The sequence below is a fragment of the Arsenophonus endosymbiont of Aleurodicus floccissimus genome (assembly GCF_900343025.1).
Taxonomy (GTDB): domain Bacteria; phylum Pseudomonadota; class Gammaproteobacteria; order Enterobacterales; family Enterobacteriaceae; genus Arsenophonus.
The window spans coordinates 751869-771901 of record NZ_OUND01000001.1; the positions used below are offsets into that span (position 1 = coordinate 751869).

Here is a 20033-nt window from a genome sequence, read left to right on the forward strand (position 1 = left end):
CATTGGCATCATAACTATAGATAGTGGTTTAATTGTCAGCACTGCTATAAGAAATTAACTAATTGGCTAGAGAGTAGTGGTAATAATTTGTTTTTTGCTGCTGATTGGGTAGTATAAGTCGTTCTTGATTAAGTTGACCAGCATCGTTATAAATAAAAGTGTATGACATGCCATTGTTTTCACTAATTTTATTCAAACGTCCGGTAACAGTTTCATATTCTAATGTACGCATTATTTCACCACAACGAATTTCTGCAATAGCATTATTTAGCGCTGAAATATACTGATAATTTACGACGCTACCGTCAGGATTAGTGACTTGGTAAGGTGCCGGTGAGGCGGCCTTGATAATCTAATGTAGTATTGCGCCCGCCAGTTTGGCTATTTGTTAATCGCCCAAGGCTATCAAATTGCCAGGTGCCTAGTATTTTTTCTATGCCATCTTTAGCAGTTAACGAAATTTGAGGCGCTAAGCCATCTTTATACAACTTTTTAATTGTCGTACCATCAGCTAATATCTGCATATCAACGCGATCAAATTCATCATATTCAAACAGTGTTATATGGTTTGACTCATCAATTGTTTTATAGATCCGCCCAAGTCCATCAATAAAAAATTGCCGTACCGTATATTATGTAATAGTATCAGTTTTTAATTGCACCAGCTTAACTAATTGGCCACGAGTATTATATTATTTTTGTATGATACTATTTGCTGCCTACTTTGGTTTCTGATTGGCTCATAAATATCGTTGATTGAAGTTCCATTACTATGCTCTTGACTGACATTCTCTCGCCAATGATTATATTTAAAAGAGATGGTGGTTTTGCAGATATATTGACTCGCTTCGCCGGGATTTAATAAATCATAATGCGTAATACTATTTAATTGGCCAAATAAATTATATTGGCGTGATTCTATTTAAAAACCATTGGGGGTACTTGCTGCGTAAAATAGTATTTTTCAACTAATCGCCCTTGCCCATCCATGTTTATCCGATATTTGTTACCAACCGTATCTGTCATTATTACGCTTATTGGTATACCTGATTGCAAAAAAGACCAACTATATTCCATTCGATTTTCATATTGAGTATTAAAATTTAGCGTGTTGGAAATAATTTGTCTGAGTTTATTAGATCCATATCGAGTAATATTATTTTGAGTATCTTTTTCCATAATTAAGCGATATGCACGTGAAGTCCAGCATTGTTCTTTGCTTACCGATAAATTATCTTTTAATCCCGTTAGTTTCGTAATGCAGCGGATATGGTTGTTATTATTTAATATTGCCCATTGATATTCCTCTTTAAAAGAGGCTGTTTCATTGCAGTTTTCGCTTACCCATACTTTTTTTCTAATACCCGACCATGATTGGTTGATGTGACATCATTGTAATATCGTATCTCTTTTCTTTTTATTTGCACATTATCAGAAAAATAATTTTCAGCACGCAATAGCACCATTTTATTAGCCACTAATGAATGACTATTTCTGACGGGATAACTGTCATATTTATACAGTGTTTTCTGATTGGGGTTTGCAAATCACTTACTGACGGATAGAGTGTTTGCTCTTTTATAAATTGTTTAAAACCATGTGGTGCTACCGGACATGCGCCGGCTTCGCGATTGGCATTATAATAAGTAAATATCGTTTTCGTTTCATCAAAGTCTTGCTGCAAAGTGATATTACAATATTCGTCATATTCTGACAGGCTTTTTTCAACCCTAAAATTATCACCCTCTTTCCAAATCACAGTATGCTCTTTTGGCATTTGATATTGCGGAACTTGCTCCGCAAAAGATTTTGTTACATCAGCAAATATTTTATTTGATTCACTTTTTCGCACAGGATATATCGATTGTCTACTACGGTTTGCTCCTTTTCTTCAATCATTAAGTGAAAGCTATCATAAGTACGAATTGTTAAATAAGATTCATTTTCAGCCCAATTTTTCTGTGTTTCTATCGAGTAATACTGATAGCTATTTGTTACATTATATAAATAATCTTAACCATATAAAGTTAGCTCATTGATTTGCCCACCATAGCCAAGAAAATTTTTTACTGAATATTCATAGCTGGTAATTTGTTTCGGTACGCCAAAATCTGGTTCAATGATATGCTTTTTACATAAGGCAAAGGAGCAGGTCAACCATTATAATCGGATTATGTGGTCCGCTCTGATCAATCGGATTATTTTCAGGTAATCGATGGCCATTACGCTTATATTCAACCCGTTCAACCAACCTGGTCGTGGTCGTTATTTTTGTCAAAAATTTATGACGCAAACTGCTTCTGCCATATTTAGAATATGATAGTGACCATTTCAGCGGCTGTTGCTGAGTATCTATGGTTACTGTTGCTAAAAATATCCCTTTTTGCACAAGATGAATACGATAATTCTCTTCGGAGTTAGGTCAAATATCAAAACTAATGCTTTCTCTTGCTGAAGAATAACTGACTGATAATAAAATATTACTTTGATCACTGACTGAGTTAAGTCTTGGAAATTCTGCAAAATCTTCCCAATTTAAAGCTAACTTATTACCCGCCGGGCTACATATTTCGTGGCCAACTTTAATACTATCTACTGTATCATAAGCCGTTAATTTTTCACTGACACCGGTATTATAAACAACCCATAATTCATTACCTCTTTTTAAAAATTTAAAATTTTTCGGTGCAGCATAACTAAATGTACATTCTGACTTTTCTTCTTTAACGTGATATGACTGGCCGGTAGAAAGGGTTAAAATTTTTGATTCTATATTATAACAGATTAAATTATCAGAAAATCCCAAACCATAAGTAGCATCATTATTATCTAGCGGGGAATAAGAAAGGATAAGCGGTAATTCGGGTCCCATATGATTATTGCCAATAATATTGGCAATCGGTATATTAACACCAAAGATACCAGTGCGCGGATCAACCTGCCCAGTAACTGCACTGGTAAAATCAAATGCCTGTGAGTGGTACATTGCTTCCATATTTTCACCTGAGTAAAATGTGAAATAAAATAGTGACTATTAGATAAAAAAGTGTGCAGAATATTTTTAAATAAAAAGATTATTTATTTCTTGATATTAGTAGCCGACTTTCAAAGCCGGAAAGGGACATAAACTCGGTTGAAATTTTTATATTATTATTTATGGTAAAAACGACACTAATTGGCGCATAGCCATAAAAATTTCGTGCTGTCATTTCAATAGCATAAACATCATTTTTAATAAAAAAGCGGCTAGCAAAAAAATCCTGATTATCGGCATTTGAAGCACCCAATGTATATTCTGTTCCAGTGAGAAAATGTACCAGTTTAATTTATCCGTTATATATTGCGTTTCCTAATATTGCTTCATTAAATTTTATATAATTATTATTTCTGTCGAACGCAGTAAAAAATAGATAAAATTTGGTGGCATAGTTCTGTTTATCACGATAAGAAAAGGGTTCAAATTTTCCTCAAGCATTTCAATTCGACCAAACCCGGTTACTTCATTAATTGAATAAATCATAATTTATTTTACTTTATTTATTTTATGAGATAATAAATTATATTATTTATCAAATAATATAATTTATATTGTATTGAATATTACCCATCTGCTAATTTAACGCCTATTACTAAACTATCTGCAAATTATGCTGATGCTATTTTATCTATTTTGCTATTTGGCAATGAATGGGTGTTGCTAAAATTGTGAATAAATTGTTCAAAAATACTAATAGCGGCATACTCTTCATCTAAAGAGGCTTTTGCTAAGTAGGTTGCACTAACCGTTTCTAATGAAAAATTAGACACGACTGGTTGCCCGACAGCCAAAAAAGTATACATTGGCAAAGAAACAGGCAGCATTTCACCACTATCCATAACACTAGCGGTAGACAATACGCTTTCTCTACGCAATAAATTAACCTGACTGAGTTCTCGATCAAATATAACCATTTTCGCTAGCTGCAACCACATATCTAATAATACGGAGATCACGCCATGTAGATATACCGGCTATAATGGATGCAATCAGGATCAGAATACCGCCTATTATCTCGCCAATAATGGTACCTTTATCCACTTTATTGCTGATATTGATACTGGTTTGTTTGATATTATTTAAATCTGGAATAAATATAATTTCATGGGCATTTTTTCTGCCCGTCTCAAATCCCATTGATTGATTAATATTTATTGCTGTCGTTACCCCGCCACTTTTTGGTCTGAAAGTTGCACCGCTAACATTAAGATTGATATTTTCCCCTTGTAAATTGATTTGCAATCCATTGGCCGGAATTAAGGGTGCGAAAGTTTCAGGATTTGCTTCTGACCCAATGACAAAATTTCCCCAGCTTAATGGCACTTTATTGTGAATAGATAGACCTTGCTCGCTGATGGCAAAATCCTCTGCTTTACTTCCTTTCAGTAAATTCAACGCCGCGGACAAAAGAAAATGTTTAGTATAGATTTCTTTACTGACGATGATTAACCCATTGACCTCAGAGGAAAAATAATGGCTGGCTATTACATCTGAAGATTGTTGCAAATGATCGATGGAGGTCTTGCCATCAATCTGATTTAAACAGCCAAACAAATCAGGTAATTTTTCATCCGGTACATGCCCGACAGCGTAACTAAAAGCTGCAGGTTTGATCCATTGCAAACCTCTATCTTTAGCTTCCAGTTCAAGCATCACGATGGTGAAAATTTGGTCAAATTGCTGTATGTTGTTATTGAAATAGTTATCAAACAGTTGATTGATAATTGCACTATCTTCTGCTGAAATATTTCTGTATTTACTCGCCACGATAACAACCGCTTTTGACGTTCTGTCGCCTCACTATTAACCCTTAACACCCAGGCTTTGCCTTCATTGATCGCGGTCGGATCCTTAATGCTTTTCGTTTGATCCTGAAACTTGGCTAAATTAACTTGTATCGTCAAACGAGTATCTGTGAGATCGTGAATAACTTCATTATGTTCGTTAAATAAACTGCCCACTGATACAAGACATTCCAGCCAAACATTTTACCACTGCCGCCATTTTTTAATGCCCAATTAGCCCAGCTTCCACTAATAATATATAAATTACCGACTATTTTAATTTTTGCCAAAAATTGTTTAGGATAACTATGATTTGCCTGGATGGATTTATTAATCATATTGTATTGCATGGCATAAACCACATCCCAACCATAGGTTGTTATCTCGCTCATCATTTATTTCCTGTTAAAAATTAGAACTGCTATCCGCGTATAAAGAAATTTTCTGCTAATCCGCACTCTTTATATTCTTTTGTAACATTCACATGGATGGGGAAAACATCTAACTCAAGGCAATGGTAAACCTCAGCGCTAAATAAAGGGGTAAAAACTGGATTTAAGCTGACTTTAAAGCGGTTATTTTGATGTTGTAACGAAACAGAATATATCCCGGAGAAACTAACTGAGCGCCCACTGGTATCATCAATAATTATTTTGTTATCAATAATTTTAATTGATATATTTCCAAAGCAGTGGGGTATCGCCGCTGATTGGATTTATGGAAATATCACCATTATTACGAATCACATTATTTTCATCTATTTTAAAATGATTAGTACTGGCATCCTCAAATATTTTCGGTAATACTGCCAAGATCACATGTTTGACAAAGACCCATTTGGCCATAGCAAACCCAACTGAATCTGTATTTCTGATCAGAGCCGGATCAAATTGTAATTGAAGATCAGATAAATTAGGCGGATTGGGATTACAAGCTAAAATAGCAAGCAAAGCTAATGCACCCAATTCACCATTAATATATTCATTATAAGAATATTAGATAATATGGGTTTGCAACCAGCCATTTTTATCTTCCGGTAAACTAACCAAATCTGAAAAAGCAAATTGTAATTGTTGCTTATTAGCCACAATCATTTCAGCCATCAATGCGCTGAACATTTCTGAGATAAATTTTTCATCTTCTGGAAAAATATTATTAATATCATTATCTAATATAACAATACTACCCCCACGAGAGAAAATATCCATTTTTGCGCGGGTAACTTGCTGACAATTGAATTTTAATTGTGTCTTGTTGTTATCGTTGCTACCAACAAATTGTAATTCAACTTCAATTTTCGGACAGATACCATCCACGGCAACCTCTATTTTTTTGCCGGCAATGGTAGTTGATAATCGGCCTGATTTTATAGGCGTAATAAAATGAATCCGCTGTGAACAGCCACCAGGTACAATTTGCCAACTCGCAAATTCACCGTTAATAGCGCTATTATTGTTACTGGTTAAGAAAAAGTTTTAATTAACGAATCTTGCGAAGTTTTTAGTTTATTATTAATCGATGTACAAGAAGCAGCACAGACCAGATCCCAATTATACATATCCATAAATAGATCCTTATATTTTTTTATTAAGTTAAATTAATGCCAATAACAAAGCTGTCGACTAATGAGGCTGGCTTTAATTCAATATTATCGACTGCTGGCCATTTCACGGCAGAAACAAAGTTGTCGGAAAAGGCTCGAAAAGAGGGAACATCATTATAAATTTGTTTGTAAATTGCATCTGTTATCGTAATGGCTGCCAAGCCAATACCAGTTGTTGCAGCCAGAACTGTTGAGGAAATTCTAATAAAATTAAAAACAGACGGATTAGCAACAACGCCTTTTGCAATGCTAAGAGCTATCTGAGCAATATTGGCTATGCTGATCTCGAAACGCCCTAATTGATAGGCAAAATTAACCGCTTGAGCTGCCCTGTTAACCGTGATTGAGGCTATAGCCGCCTTCGCAACCGCACTAACTATAAAACTACCAAACGCAAGTAAGCTGGCAATCGAAGTAACAATTGATAATACTATATTAACTACATCAATCCATTCATCAAAAACCACAGAACAACTGACTATTGCATCACCTAACCCTTTTTCATTGGGTACAAAAACAGGCTCTCCCTGAGCATTTTTTTCAACTTTGTATTTAAAATCTTGTTCCATTCCCATTACAACAGTAGTACCCGGTTGTGGGTGATAATGAGCTCCCACAATAGAAATATGAATATAATCGGATTGCAGAGTTAAAATGAAACTTTCCTTAGGTAAAATTAGCGACATTTTTTCATTATTAGGCCCAGCAAACTCTTGCCAAACCATTTCTCTTTTATTAGTAAGAGAAAATCCGGTTTCATTGATTTCAAAATCCTCTGTGGTTGAGCCTTTAACCATGGTAATAGCCGCAGGCAGCAGAATATGTTTAACAAACATTTCCTTACTGACAATTAAGGCCGCATTGGCCCAAAATGGTTTAACCAACTGCAAGGCGGTAACATCTACAGTTTGCTGTAAATGACCAATTTCTGTTTTACCATCAATTAGCGTTAATGCTCCAAACGCCACTGTTTGCTTATCGATCGAGCTATTAGCCGAATAGCTATAAGCTGCAGGCTTTAACCATTGAAAATCCCCTTTATTGGCCCTTAATCCAATTAGTATTACGGAAAAAATTTGCTTGAACTCGTCAATATTGTTGTTAAACCAACGTTTAAATGCACTTTCTATCGGAATAGCTAAACCAACATTTTCCGAATATAATTCTTGATTGGTAAAATTTGATTGACTTACGACGATGGCTTCTTGGTTATTAAGTATTAATTCAAAGCATTGAGTTTCGTCAGTAATAGCAGAGGTGTCATCATCCTGACTAAGCCATTTTTCTGGCGCAGTTTCAAGTCCGGCCAGCGAAATTTGAATAGTGACTGAAGATAATTGATCATTAGCATTGAGAGGATAATTTTGATCAAAAATAGTTGCGCTACCATTTTGGATAAGGTATTGCAGATAAATATTTTTACCGCTTGCTTCACTGGCTATCGGCCATTCTCCCCACCGCCCCTCGATTTTCAGTTGTTGGCCGATAATTTTAGTTGTCTGTTCGAATTCAGCCGGATAAGGATAATTGTTACCCGCTATTTTATTTAATGTGTCAATATCAATGACATTGACAACATCCCATCTACTTGTCGATACGGAAGGCATTATTTACCTCTCTTAATTTTATTAATTAGAATTGAGATATTTTTTTACAAATGCTGCAGTAATCAAATATTGTTGTTAATATCGATATTTATGTTTCCCTGGTTTTTTTATTAAATTGATAAACTTAATTTTACTAAACTAAAATTAATTTAATAAACGTTAGTTATAATTATCCTCCTTTTAATTATTTACTTTCATTGCTACTGAAGCCCGAGGTTTGCATCAATAAAATAATTCGTCAATATAAAATCAGATTAATTTTATTTAAAAAGAATTATTTTAATTTAATTAATAAGAATCATTTTTATTAATTTTATAAATTAATAAAAAAAGTGACATTTTATTTTTGTTAGCGAAATAGTAATAATTTATTTATTATTTAGTTAGTATTAAATAAGGGTAGTATGATCGACATTTACACCACGTTCGGATAGTATCTCTCAAAGTTTGCGCTAACTGATGCACTATTTACAATACCAGCATACCGCCCAAAGGCTGATGTCGCTGGTAAAGTAATGGCTTGTAAAAATATTTATGTTGGGCACCATTGATAAAATCGTTAGGAAGATTGCTAGCAACCTATTTTTTACAACAGCACCCTTTAATTTACTTTTTTATAATTTTGACAGTGCATGCTTTCCTTCTATATTCTTAAATGGTAGCCATGGAGCACGACATATGATTGCATCAACCCTTTTGTAAGTAATATTGTTCTTCTTTAAAACTTGGAATAAATTTCTTAAATCAGCAGGATATAACTTTGATTTTATATTGCTAGGTATAGTTAACACATCAACATTATATGCTTTCACTATAGATCGAGCTAGTTCATCTGAATCTGCTGCATATCTTGCTATGTTGTAATTTCTCCCCATACTGCCACCGAAATGAATTTCGTTTGGGATCACTGTTTCCACTGCCACCCGACTTAGTCCTGGATCAACCAACTTAAAACCGTCTTCTACATAATAGCTAAGAGACGTCCCTTTTGGTAAATCAAAATATTTAGGTACTAAACTTTGTTCTCCATGTGCAGTTACCAATAATCGTTCATGATATTTTTTAGGATCTATAAACAGATGGTAATTATCACCAAGCTCTATAGCTCCTTCAGGAACCCCATGGGCATTTTGGGAAGAACTTGCCATACGACCGATTACACCGCCTTTCTTATTTCTCATCGCAACAGAACTTACATTATAACTTCCCCTATTTTTCATTGCTCGCCAGATCCCCTGCCCGATATCAATACCCGCACCAATCAAACCAGTGGAAAAAGAGACCCAACCTAAGGTAGAGGAGGCTTCGGGATGACTGTCCTCCAGTGCCCCACTGGCAATCGCGGTCGCATCAGCCACTAATCCTATGCCACCTATCGCTATACTGGTCGCCGTACTGGCCGTTATCGCTGTCTCACCGGCTATCACACCTGGCAGCGCTGCATCCGCCGTCATTACCGTTACGGCCACCCCGACGATACCCATGATGATGCCAAAAATTCCCTGCCAGCTGATATGGCCTGACGGGTCGGTATGATTTATCGGGTCACCAGCACAGTAAGCATAAGCGTTGATACCGCCGGTACCAAATGGGCTTAAATCATCCGGGCAGCGAAAGCGCATCAGAACTGGACTGTAGGTTCGATAACCATTTCCTAAATGATAAACGCCACTGTAGGGGTCACGTCGTTCACCATTAAAGCCCAATAACCCTTCATTTGACTCACCACTGCCATACGCCGACCAATGGTGCTGTTTCCCCGTCGGATGCTCGCCACCTTGTGACCACAACACACTGGCGTGACTATCGGTTGCCGTTAGCGTCACGCCGAGACCATCACTGACCCCTAAACATTGATGCCCACTCTTGATAAGGCGCCGCTCCTGCTGACTCGTCACTTCATTAACCAGCTCTTGCCCCTGATAATATAAAGCACACGTTGGCTCATCATTGAGCTGTTAGCTGATTAACCGATTAAGGGCATCATAATCATATTGGCTGTGACCTTGCTGACCAATGATTTGCACCCGTTGCCCCAAGGCGTTATAACGCAACTGCCGGCCGACCTCATCTTTTATCAACCGACCTTCGCTGTCATAATCCAGTGTTATCTGAGGCGGATAGGCCGGATGGCTATGTGTGTCAAACCGGTTAACTGGGTCGGGTCTTCTCGGTTAGTATAAAAATAGTGGCTTTCATTGCGACTACCATCCGCTAAGGTAGTGGTGACTTTTAGCAGGTTATTCAGCGCATCATACTGGTAACCCTGTCCCTTCATCGCCTGACCATAACCGTCTTGTGGCAATTCACTGCCGCTTATCTGGTAATCTATCAACCGGTTACGGTTATCATCACCATACTGCGCCTACTGTAATAATTGCTGGTTTTGCCTCATCTGCCGTGACGCCAGTAAGCCGTTGGCCAGCCAGCTGCCAGCTTTGGCTTATCGTCAGCACTTCGCCTGATGCCGTCTCTATCTGCCGGCTTATCTCACGCCCTAAATCATCATAGTTTAACCGGGTCGTCACTTGATTATTACCACGGGCATTACGCGTGGTTTATTGTACCAGCCGATTTAAACCATCGTAATCCAACTCGGTTTGCAGTGTGCTATCAGCTATCTTTATCAGACGACCGTATTCATCATATTGATAACGCGTTTGTTGACCGCTAACATCCGTCACCCCGGTCAATAAACTTAATAAGCTGCGTTGATAGTTGGCCGTGCTCGCCTGACCCGCCTGTTGGAACACCTCCGCTATCACCTCACCATCAGCCCGCCGCTGGTAATTGATGGTCTGACCATTCACATGTGCCGATAGCATCGCGCCGGTCTGGTTGTCATAATGAAAGGTTTGCTCTATACCCGGTGCGGTGATTTTTCTGACCGAATTGCCCAGTGCCGGCAGATAATCATAACTCACTACCTGGCCTGACGGTCTGATAATCCGGCTGGGCAACGGTGACACGCCATCATATTGATATTGCGTCACCCGGCCACAGCTTTTCCGGTACGTTATCCGCCCCAGACTGTCAAACTGCTGTTCACCTAATTGCCACTGGCGCCGTTGACCTTGACTATCTAACCCGCTCACACTGATACTCGCGATTTGCTCACCCGCTAAATGTGGCACATACGTCCGGCTTAAAATCGTACCATCGGGCAGCGTTTGCGTTAACACCCGCCCATAGACATCGTAACTGGGCTGGTAACCTGATTCAGCGCATCTGTTTCGTGGCGTAACCGTCCTAATCCATCCCAACGATACTGTCTACTGGCCTGCACCGTGCCATGATTATCATACCAAATCTCCTGTTGCAGTAACTGACTTTGGCGCTCCTGTTGTGACCAGTATTTACCACTGCGTAACCCTCCTCCGGTGCTATACGTCGTCTAATTTAATTCAACCGGATTATTCTCCTGATGTTGCTGATAACCATCGGAAAAACGCGACGCCCTTTGTAAGCCCCAGCCATCATAATCCATCTCACACGCTATTTTTAAACTAGCAGCCTGCGCCGATTGACCATTATTAGCCAATAACCAATCCCGACCACTGCCTTGCTGCTGCTCCCCTAAAGCGTTATAACGTTGAGTGGTTATCTCATGCCACTGATCCGACTCATAACGGTATTGAACTATCTGGCGGCCAGTGCCATGAAAGCAGATTTTCACCTGTCCTTTAACATCCGTTTCGATAGTCACCGGGCCGTTTGCCTCCAGACGATACAACCAAATGGTGGTACTTTCATAGCCGCTGCCTACCGCATGGGTTTTACTGATGATGCGACCCAAATCATTATAACGATATGCCGTGATAATGCCCTACACATCCGTTTCCTGTAACAGTTGACCGTTATTCACTTGTTGCACCGGTTGCGCGCTGATGATTAACCCATCATGGTCAGTAAAGGAGATTGTCTGCACCAACTGGTCACCAGATAGTTGGTTACTAAATTGTTGCCGACTGCGATAAGCTTGGTCGTCCTGATAGCGCGTTTCCGTTATCGCCGTAATCCGCCCCAGTTCGTTGCCTCTGGGTTGATAATCCGTTTCCTTCATCAGCAGTAACTGCTGGCCGCTATATTACGTAACCGTGGCCTGCACAACACCTCGACTATCACCCAATACTTTATAGGTATACTGCGTTTTCATCATCGGCGTATCGGGATAATCACTACGTCTGGGGGTGACCACTTTTTGTTTAATAAAGCGCACAAAACCATTTGGCTCAGCCGGGCACGCGCGCTGCCTTCCCCGCCCGGCAGGTGGTGATGCTTTAATACAACCGGTAAATAATTGTTTTGACCCGAGGCAGCCGGAAAACGCAGCCCCTCATCCTGATAAATCACCTCATCACGCATGCCGGTCGGGTAATCCACCGCAGACAATAAACGCGTGTCTTGCCCTCTACCGACCTGACTGTAATGCATCTGCCAGCTTAAAGGAGATGCATGCTGACTGCGACGCATCACATTATCTAACCAGCGACTATCGGTGAGTACAAAATCTAGCTGATAGCGTGCCGTCGTCTGCGGCCAAACGGGGAAACAATTCGGCTAACGGTAAAAAAACCGTGACCGACTAACGTTAAATCCTCGACCTTTCCATCCTTCCAGGCCAGCTGGTAACCCTGGCTATCATCACAACCATTAGTAAACGTAAAGCGAAGGTGTTTTAGTTTCTGATGACGAATGACATCACTGCCCCGCGCCAGCCGATATTTTTCCCCGCTGCTAAGTTACCACAGATTACTGGTACTATCATACTGGGTTAAGCCTAAAGAGAATCCCTTTCCAAATCCCCAATTATCATCAGTTAAAGTTGAATAATTTAATGACAATGATAACTCGGGGCCAAGGAGTCGGTTAGTAGTAAGCTGGACGAGGGGAAAATTGACCTGAAACTACCCGGTGCGCGGGTCAACCCCTGTTTGCACGGCACTGACAAAATTGCCGGACTGCGTGGTAAATGTGTTATTCATATTTTCTCTTCTTACATGTTAAAGGATTAGCGTGATGAACAAACAAAACCCTATCATTGCAAAATATATTTAACATTTATTTTGCCATGCAATTTAATATCAGCACTTTAATCCAAATAATACTTGTTTTACCAATAATAGCGCTGATTTGGTTAAGTGACGGAGAGAAAGATTATTAAGTTTAATGAATTTTATTAATCGAGAAATGACAAAATAAAAAATAATGAATTGTAAAGTGGTGATAATAAAGAACAGTACAAATTTCTGTAACTCAGCAATGCTGAAATCTTCCAGTAAGCGCTGGTATATCCATAAAGGATTTAAATTTTAATTCCCACTTAGCTAGAACTGATTTTTTATATAAATAACACCAAGCCACTACTATTTTTGGCTAGCAATATATCGCTATCGATATCCCATTCTTAATCTGCATTCTCTTTAATAAACTAGCCGATAAAAATAAATTAATACATATCAGTTAAATCTCACATTTAAATAACAATCAACAGTATCATTAAAGATTTTTCTTTATATGATGAAAAGTATGTAGGGCGAATTTTACTTATTTTTATCATTTCAAATGATAGTTAATAACTTAATACACCATATAATTTACTTAAAAAGTTAGCATTTGATAAGCTAACGGAGTTAAGCTATCACAGGGATCCTTGGGATTTTTGACGGCAATTACAACCGTCAAAAAACGATAGCAAAATAGGTTAATATGATTAAATGAGAGCAAATTAGCTGAAAAAAGATTAAAAAATATTCATTAAGAATATTGTTATTTTAAAAAATAATAAAAACAACGACACCCATTTTAAGAAAAAATAATGTAATTTAAATTTAAAAATATAAAAACATTAAGTATTTTCGGTATGTAATTTAACCAGTAAGTATTATATGTATACAAAAGGAAATACTAATGTCTATGATAAATAACAACAATGCTATCTTAACGGTTGCATTAATTAGTGACTTGCATGCTGAGGATGAAGATAGTCTTAATACTTTACAACTAAGTCTACAAAACATAGCAAAAATAGATCAAGTAAATGCTTTACTTATCCCTGGAAATATCGCTGATTATATTGATAAACGCAATCAATGTTTTAATATTATTGAACAGGAGTTTCCTAAAAAATATTTTTCCAATGTAGCCATTATATTAGGGAACTATGATATCCGTTGGTATAATGAAGCGAACGATATAGATCCTAACATCCTAATAAACTATAAAAAACGTAATAATAAATTTTCTCCTACCGTTTACCCTGAAACGCATTATTTTGATCATTGGATTAATGGATATCACTTTATTAGCTTAAACTCTGATCAGGGTTTGAACGATATGTGCGAGTTATCCGATAAGACACTACAATGGCTTGAAGAAACATTAGCGGTCGATGCAGATATTGATAAACCTATTTTTATTATTAGTAATCAACCTCTGAACAATACACATTGGCTGGCTGGATTATATGGTGGATTTGGAGCGCAAGATCAAGAAATAAAAGAAATTCTTTCTCATCACCCACAAGCCATTTTAATTAACGGACATATCCATAAAGGTTTTGGTGTTATTGAATTTATTCAACGCCAATTTGGTACACTGATTGAAGCCCCTTCATTGACTAAAATGCAAAATGAAAATGGCTTGGGAGATAAAGGAACTGGATGGTTGATAAAAATTTGTCATGATAAAATCATTTTTGAAGGCTGGAATTTTGCTAATTCTAAGATATATGACGAATACAGTCATGATCTTTTATTACCTTCATTAGCTGTACTAACCGCTGAACTCAAAAAAAGCGCCTTAGATAGCAAAAAACAAGAATTAATAATATACAGGCAGAAAAAATAATGGCTCATAAATATGAAAATGACATCCCTGACGGAGATTCGACTACCCAGGGACAAGCTCATTATGATGTTGATAAAATTTATGATCAAAGTAGGTGGGAAAATATAAATCATCTACGCGAAAAAATAATCACGATGCTTGATGCCGATAAAAATAACGTTCCCACAAGTGGCCCCTCCGTTACCTATTATTTTTCTAGTAATAGTGCTGAATTGTTTTATATAGAGCAAAAAGTACCTATTGAAGGCGATAGAGAGCATATTTACTGGTCAGGATGTAATTTTTTCTTTGCGAACGTGGTGCCCATACTGGTATTCAACACCAGGCAGATAAGGTCATTGAGGGTGTTCCTTTTACTTATAACAATATTTGTTCTATCTGGGATCTAAAAGAGTTAGAGCCTGAACTTCCTACTGAAGTAAAATTGACCTATGGTCATAAAGGATTACATTGGAGCCATTTTGGTGGTGAAGGTACCGGTTTACATACTTCACATCCTATGCCTTGGTATACAGATCAATGGTATGCCACTGTGATCAGACGCTGGTATATTCCAGGAGAAAAAGTTACCCGCATGGCAATGTTTATGTACTCTTATTACGAGCAAAAATGGACATACTACATGTCAGCAGCAGTACCGGGCATCGATATTCCATTAACAGGCAATTCCTATACAGGTTTTCTGGAACGATTTGCTGGTAAAGCATTAGGATACTATGGCATTTATGGTCAACATTTTCGCATGAATAAAGATGACTCTTGGCAAAAACCAATTTTTTATGAAGCAAACGCAGGCGGTAATCCTAACTATTAGAAAGCAGAACTTTATCAGAATACTAATATTAAATTAATTGCGGGTGGAATATATCATAATACCCAAAACAGTATAAAATTTTATCCGGACCAATTTGATACTAAACCTAAACCTGTTATTCCTGCTGTAATTGAGAATATATCTGCATCTTACAATCAGATAAATAATTATTCCGTTATTGTTGAGTGGCAAAATTTAGATAAAACTCCACCATAACTCAGTTACAATCTACAAATCTAGTATTAATGGAAAATTAATTGCACAACAGCAAGGTATTTCGCCAGAAGAGAGAAAAATAGTACTAAAAACTGGAGCACTTTCGCCAGCAAAATACTACGCAATTATACAAATTGAGGATATTTTCAATAATAAATCAAATACTGCGCATACGAAATTTATTATTTAATGATTTTTTTATTACAAAAAGTAATAGATTTATATGTAATTAAACCAAGTTAATTAATGGTGTACAGTTAACGATCTTACCTTATTAAAATAGCTAATTTCTAACTCAACACCTAATAGGTGGCAATTTAATTTCAGCACTGCTTTAATGATTGACTCTAATCTATAAAAAATCTGTAATTAAATTGCCCTTCTGGTTACTACTATTAATAATTTTTTTAAATTAATAATGTGTTTTTCGACCAAATTTTAGTATGTAGTCAAATTAATTTTGTTGTTGATTTCCAATCCCTGATTTCCTTGTAGCCCACAATAACCACTGCAATTAGTTAGCCATCATCTTGCCACCTTAGGTTCATTCATATTAAGATTATTTATATGAGATTGACTGTTGCACTGAATCCTCTCGTCAACGCCGTTTATAAGTTTTATGTTTACTGACCCACAAAAATAAGCTGTACTGATCATGTGATTGTAATCAATACAGCCACCATCGATATTTCTGGAATACACTGAAAGATTGCCAATTAATGGTAATATTCTTTACTACATTAAAATAAATCATCAATAACTAACAATTACCTTTTTTCAATTCTCCATTGCAATTACTAAGTGAAGGTACATCATCATACTTCAACGTTATTGATGATCTTTTTATAGCATTTCCAGGATCTCCTGGTATTTTATGATAGTAACAATCCGCCTCTATAGTACAGAAGTTCATTGATATGGCTTTTGCTGATACCAACTTGCTACTTTTTGATGCACTTGATGCTTTAAATGCCGCACTGCAATCATTATCCTCAAGATATAACTTTTCTTCTTTGTCTATTTCATACTCCCATTTCCTATTTGGTATATTATTAAAGTCAAAAATTCTTAGTAGTTACCTTTTAAATTTAACTAAAATCATTACAAGAATAATTTTATTTTTTATTTCAAATTCATTACCTGAATTAATCATGTTCAAACTCATCCTAAAATAACTTAGGTTGCAACAATAACAATATTTCTTACTTTTTTAATGAATTCTTTTCATTATGTATCCTTATAGAAAATGAACCTATACGCATAGAAAAACCATCCATAGATTGCTCGCCAGCATTGGCAATAATTCTCAAGCACACTTTCTATAAGGTTTTGTGTTTATTGATTGCGGGTGCGTTGCTCAATGAATTTAACGATTTGAATTAATTAAAATATATGAGTTTTATTATTTCAACCTCCATTTATTGCAAAATTGTTAATTAAAACTATTATTTAATAGCTTTTTTATCATCAACAAGGAGAACTTATGAAATCACTTTTTTTTCTAATTACTATTTTAGGAGCTATTTTGGGATCTATCTCTTTTACAGATCAGCGTGATTTCTCTGGAGGAGAATTAGACACGCTATCTAACTTTGACGACGCAGGATGCCCTCATAAATGTTGGAATAATCCCAATGGAGACAAATATTGCCAACAACAAAGTATGAATAGTTGTAAGATTGTGCCAGATAAGGATTCAGTGCCTGGCACACATATAAGAAATAGATTTCTATTTTGTTTTATTGATATTAAAATAATTGTTAATATACTCATATATTGCATTATTTTTACTTATACCCCCCCTTTCTCTTTGCGCTAAATACTACACCTCTAAGCCTTCGAGTTGACGTCTGATACGGAGATAATTTCACCTAGCGCTAGGCGTCAATTGGGTGAGGCTCTGCACTACCCATCACCTCAAGAGAGTGATAACTGGATAAGAGATAGGCATATCAGCCGACCTCTTAACGCAAATAAAGCAGAAAAAATCATCACTGTCAGGCGGAGTAAGTATTTTACAATCTACAAACATAGAATCATCAACATATCAGGCAATCAATATGAGCTATGTTAACACCCAAAGCTGGCTACTAAATTTTATCTGTCAAAAACTAATTTATTATACTGACAGTGGTGAGCAGCCAGTATTCAATATTATATTAATCAAACGTACAAATTTTCGTTGCTATCAAACTTTGAGTGACATAAAAGACGATAATACAGAGTCATATAAGCTCTGTATTATTTAAAAAACCGCTAAGATTAAAAATATTTAGTATGCATTTTTACAAAGTCGTAATAATTGTTATTTTGTAATTATTGCCACCATTTAACAGCACCATTATTAACTTCTAGCATTTGCGCAACATTTACTCCTGAATCCGTAAAAGCCCATAACACAACATCTTGTTTGAGGTAAAAAGCGGCTCTGGCAGCATCGTAAATATCTTTACTATAAGATGCGTGATAATAGCTGCTATAATAAGGATTATCTGTTTTTACTGCGATATAACATAAAACATTATTAGTAGTTTGTGCCGCAGTATAACCGACAATTGTTCCCTGAAGCTGATATTATATCTGTGTACTTACCTCAGCATAAGTGGTAAATGATATACTAGATAATATAAAAAGAAAAAACAGAAAACATTTAAAATTTGTCATTAAAAACTCCTTTATTAAATAATAATTTTTACAAAAAATTTGATGATTTTTTAATTTTTATAAAGAATATTCCTTTCGCCCCCTAGATTTATTTTTTAATTATTGTTAGTAAATAATAAATATTTATTGCAATAAAATTTTGTCTATCGTAGTAATAATTTAAATTTAGTTATTATACGCCTGTCTAATAAACTCATTTTTTGTTACATGTTAATAAATAAAAATCTACTGTTTATATATTTTTTTTATATTTATAGCTTGTATTTACTTAAGTGTTGCTATCTATTAATTAATGTTTTATTCCATATAAGAATATAATCATCTGAATATGGTTGCTCTATAAATTACTACTACCTTATGATATATCTCATCCATTACTGCTAAATCACCACAAACCATTTGGCAATTTTTTGTCTAAAAGAGTCCCAGAACATAGCTTCTCCATACCCCTGTGCAGTTTTCTTAGGGTAACATGAAGACATAGGGGCAGTTTTTAACTCACAGTTAGCAAAAGGAAACCAAGGTTGGATCCCCCATGCAGGTGACCATCAGGAAAACTTGCTAACTGCGGTTGAGCACCTAATGATGCTAAATTGCTGTATAAACGTTCTCTGTAGTCTGTGTTAGTGATGAAAGCGCCAACGACACCACCTCTGACTCGTTCCCAACCAATAATTTGACAATACCTAAAGCAGCAGTTTCAAGTTCCTCTGCATGGGGAGAGTAATTTCTTAATGTTCTATTAACATCAATAAAATTTGGTGTTGCTCTAATATGATAGACGTAACCGTTATGATTTAAATGGTAGTTAAGCCAGTTTATTGCAAATCCTCGTGCAGTCGTGCTCGATACATAGCCAGAATCATGTCGAGCCATACCTATATCGGCACCATGGACATGATCCCATAAATTTATATTTGGTGGTGGCTGATTGGGCCTAGTTCCATCCATTCCTCTGGGATAAAATCCTACGGCTCTTTTTACATCTTCTGGTGATCCCATTGCTGCACGATAGACTTTTTCTGAATTATCGGCTAGTGAATAATGTGAAAACAATAATAAACATAGTAAAATACAGTAACCCTTTACTTATTTTCCTTATTCTTTATAAAAGAAATTTAAGTAATTTTTTATATTAAATAGTGAGTATGGTAATGATGTATTTAAGTATTCTCTGTTATTAATAATACTTTTAATTTAGTTAAATATATCTAACACAAAAATAATCAGACATATAACTAAAATACATTGATATTTTTTGGTCAAAAATGGCTTTAATGACAATTTCTTTAATTTTTTATTTTACATAAAATCTATTATTATAAAAATAATTAAAAAATTATGTGTATACTTTTAGTTATTACAAATAAATATAGGACTTTTACTTTAATAAAGTTAATTTTGTAAATTTAATAGCTTTTTCCTGTTTAAACGATACACAAATTATCATTCTATAATG

General features: G+C 36.1%; 25 protein-coding genes and 1 pseudogene. 4 read left to right on the forward strand and 22 right to left on the reverse strand.

All coding sequences use genetic code 11. From position 1 onward, the window contains the following. Window positions 1–58 precede the first annotated feature (58 nt). The 21 genes from ARADI_RS03940 to ARADI_RS19445 all read right to left on the reverse strand — a co-directional run bounded on the left by ARADI_RS03940 (window position 59) and on the right by ARADI_RS19445 (window position 12250). Window positions 59–232, reverse strand: coding sequence for a hypothetical protein (locus ARADI_RS03940; RefSeq protein ID WP_182853064.1), 174 nt, complete (start codon window positions 230–232; stop codon window positions 59–61). A 79-nt stretch (window positions 233–311) separates the two neighbouring features. Further along, a complete protein-coding gene (locus ARADI_RS03945; RefSeq protein WP_119711185.1) occupies window positions 312–524 on the reverse strand; it encodes a hypothetical protein in 213 nt (70 codons plus the stop codon). Between the two features lie 394 nt (window positions 525–918). Next, a complete protein-coding gene (locus ARADI_RS03950; RefSeq protein WP_119711186.1) occupies window positions 919–1179 on the reverse strand; it encodes a hypothetical protein in 261 nt (86 codons plus the stop codon). 298 nt (window positions 1180–1477) lie between these two features. Continuing rightward, entirely contained in the window at window positions 1478–1852 is a 375-nt protein-coding gene (locus tag ARADI_RS03955; protein ID WP_119711187.1) for a hypothetical protein, read from the reverse strand. Window positions 1853–2131: 279 nt separating this feature from the next. After that, on the reverse strand, window positions 2132–2389 hold the full coding sequence (locus ARADI_RS17225; protein WP_119711188.1) for a hypothetical protein: 258 nt from the start codon (window positions 2387–2389) through the stop codon (window positions 2132–2134). A 33-nt stretch (window positions 2390–2422) separates the two neighbouring features. After that, window positions 2423–2995 carry a hypothetical protein gene (locus tag ARADI_RS03960; RefSeq protein WP_119711189.1) on the reverse strand — a complete coding sequence of 191 codons (573 nt, stop codon included), beginning with the start codon at window positions 2993–2995 and terminating at the stop codon, window positions 2423–2425. Window positions 2996–3074: 79 nt separating this feature from the next. After that, a complete protein-coding gene (locus ARADI_RS03965; RefSeq protein ID WP_119711190.1) occupies window positions 3075–3287 on the reverse strand; it encodes a hypothetical protein in 213 nt (70 codons plus the stop codon). Between the two features lie 358 nt (window positions 3288–3645). Further along, entirely contained in the window at window positions 3646–3951 is a 306-nt protein-coding gene (locus ARADI_RS03970) for a hypothetical protein (protein WP_119711191.1), read from the reverse strand. Further along, the gene (locus ARADI_RS03975; RefSeq protein WP_182853065.1) at window positions 3938–4804 is read right to left on the reverse strand and encodes a TULIP family P47-like protein; all 867 of its coding nucleotides are present in this window, start codon (window positions 4802–4804) and stop codon (window positions 3938–3940) included. Before ARADI_RS03975 ends, ARADI_RS03970 begins: the two co-directional genes overlap by 14 nt. Before the next feature lie 133 nt (window positions 4805–4937). Further along, entirely contained in the window at window positions 4938–5216 is a 279-nt protein-coding gene (locus tag ARADI_RS03980) for a TULIP family P47-like protein (protein ID WP_119711193.1), read from the reverse strand. Window positions 5217–5489: 273 nt separating this feature from the next. Next, on the reverse strand, window positions 5490–5786 hold the full coding sequence (locus tag ARADI_RS03985) for a TULIP family P47-like protein (RefSeq protein ID WP_182853066.1): 297 nt from the start codon (window positions 5784–5786) through the stop codon (window positions 5490–5492). A 30-nt stretch (window positions 5787–5816) separates the two neighbouring features. Further along, on the reverse strand, window positions 5817–6263 hold the full coding sequence (locus ARADI_RS03990; RefSeq protein ID WP_119711195.1) for a TULIP family P47-like protein: 447 nt from the start codon (window positions 6261–6263) through the stop codon (window positions 5817–5819). 145 nt (window positions 6264–6408) lie between these two features. After that, window positions 6409–8031 (reverse strand): TULIP family P47-like protein, encoded by a 1623-nt coding sequence (locus ARADI_RS03995; protein WP_119711196.1) that lies wholly within the window; start codon window positions 8029–8031, stop codon window positions 6409–6411. 614 nt (window positions 8032–8645) lie between these two features. Beyond that, a complete protein-coding gene (locus tag ARADI_RS04000) occupies window positions 8646–9929 on the reverse strand; it encodes an RHS repeat-associated core domain-containing protein (RefSeq protein WP_119711197.1) in 1284 nt (427 codons plus the stop codon). A gap of 60 nt (window positions 9930–9989) precedes the next feature. Further along, on the reverse strand, window positions 9990–10112 hold the full coding sequence (locus ARADI_RS19440) for a hypothetical protein (protein WP_255420602.1): 123 nt from the start codon (window positions 10110–10112) through the stop codon (window positions 9990–9992). A 26-nt stretch (window positions 10113–10138) separates the two neighbouring features. Beyond that, entirely contained in the window at window positions 10139–10366 is a 228-nt protein-coding gene (locus tag ARADI_RS04005; protein WP_119711198.1) for a hypothetical protein, read from the reverse strand. Window positions 10367–10382: 16 nt separating this feature from the next. Continuing rightward, entirely contained in the window at window positions 10383–10559 is a 177-nt protein-coding gene (locus ARADI_RS04010; protein ID WP_182853067.1) for a hypothetical protein, read from the reverse strand. Between the two features lie 30 nt (window positions 10560–10589). Continuing rightward, entirely contained in the window at window positions 10590–11213 is a 624-nt protein-coding gene (locus tag ARADI_RS04015; RefSeq protein WP_119711199.1) for an RHS repeat domain-containing protein, read from the reverse strand. A 212-nt stretch (window positions 11214–11425) separates the two neighbouring features. Then, entirely contained in the window at window positions 11426–11827 is a 402-nt protein-coding gene (locus tag ARADI_RS04020) for a hypothetical protein (RefSeq protein WP_119711201.1), read from the reverse strand. Window positions 11828–11857: 30 nt separating this feature from the next. Next, a complete protein-coding gene (locus ARADI_RS04025) occupies window positions 11858–12094 on the reverse strand; it encodes a hypothetical protein (RefSeq protein WP_119711202.1) in 237 nt (78 codons plus the stop codon). A 24-nt stretch (window positions 12095–12118) separates the two neighbouring features. Beyond that, on the reverse strand, window positions 12119–12250 hold the full coding sequence (locus ARADI_RS19445; protein ID WP_255420603.1) for a hypothetical protein: 132 nt from the start codon (window positions 12248–12250) through the stop codon (window positions 12119–12121). A gap of 1691 nt (window positions 12251–13941) precedes the next feature. On the opposite strand from ARADI_RS19445, the gene ARADI_RS04030 reads away from it, so the two are divergent. The 4 genes from ARADI_RS04030 (at window position 13942) to ARADI_RS04045 (ending at window position 17729) form a co-directional block, all read left to right on the forward strand. Then, the gene (locus ARADI_RS04030; protein WP_119711204.1) at window positions 13942–14880 is read left to right on the forward strand and encodes a metallophosphoesterase family protein; all 939 of its coding nucleotides are present in this window, start codon (window positions 13942–13944) and stop codon (window positions 14878–14880) included. Then, window positions 14880–15269, forward strand: coding sequence for a hypothetical protein (locus tag ARADI_RS04035; RefSeq protein WP_119711205.1), 390 nt, complete (start codon window positions 14880–14882; stop codon window positions 15267–15269). Before ARADI_RS04030 ends, ARADI_RS04035 begins: the two co-directional genes overlap by 1 nt. Continuing rightward, on the forward strand, window positions 15218–15694 hold the full coding sequence (locus ARADI_RS04040) for a DUF3472 domain-containing protein (protein WP_439647088.1): 477 nt from the start codon (window positions 15218–15220) through the stop codon (window positions 15692–15694). The genes ARADI_RS04035 and ARADI_RS04040 overlap by 52 nt, the downstream gene beginning before the upstream one ends. A 1699-nt stretch (window positions 15695–17393) precedes the next feature. Further along, entirely contained in the window at window positions 17394–17729 is a 336-nt protein-coding gene (locus tag ARADI_RS04045) for a hypothetical protein (RefSeq protein ID WP_119711207.1), read from the forward strand. 1338 nt (window positions 17730–19067) lie between these two features. Here the strand turns inward: ARADI_RS04045 and ARADI_RS04055 are convergent. Further along, a pseudogene (locus tag ARADI_RS04055) lies at window positions 19068–19576 on the reverse strand (enterotoxin A family protein). Window positions 19577–20033 lie beyond the last annotated feature (457 nt).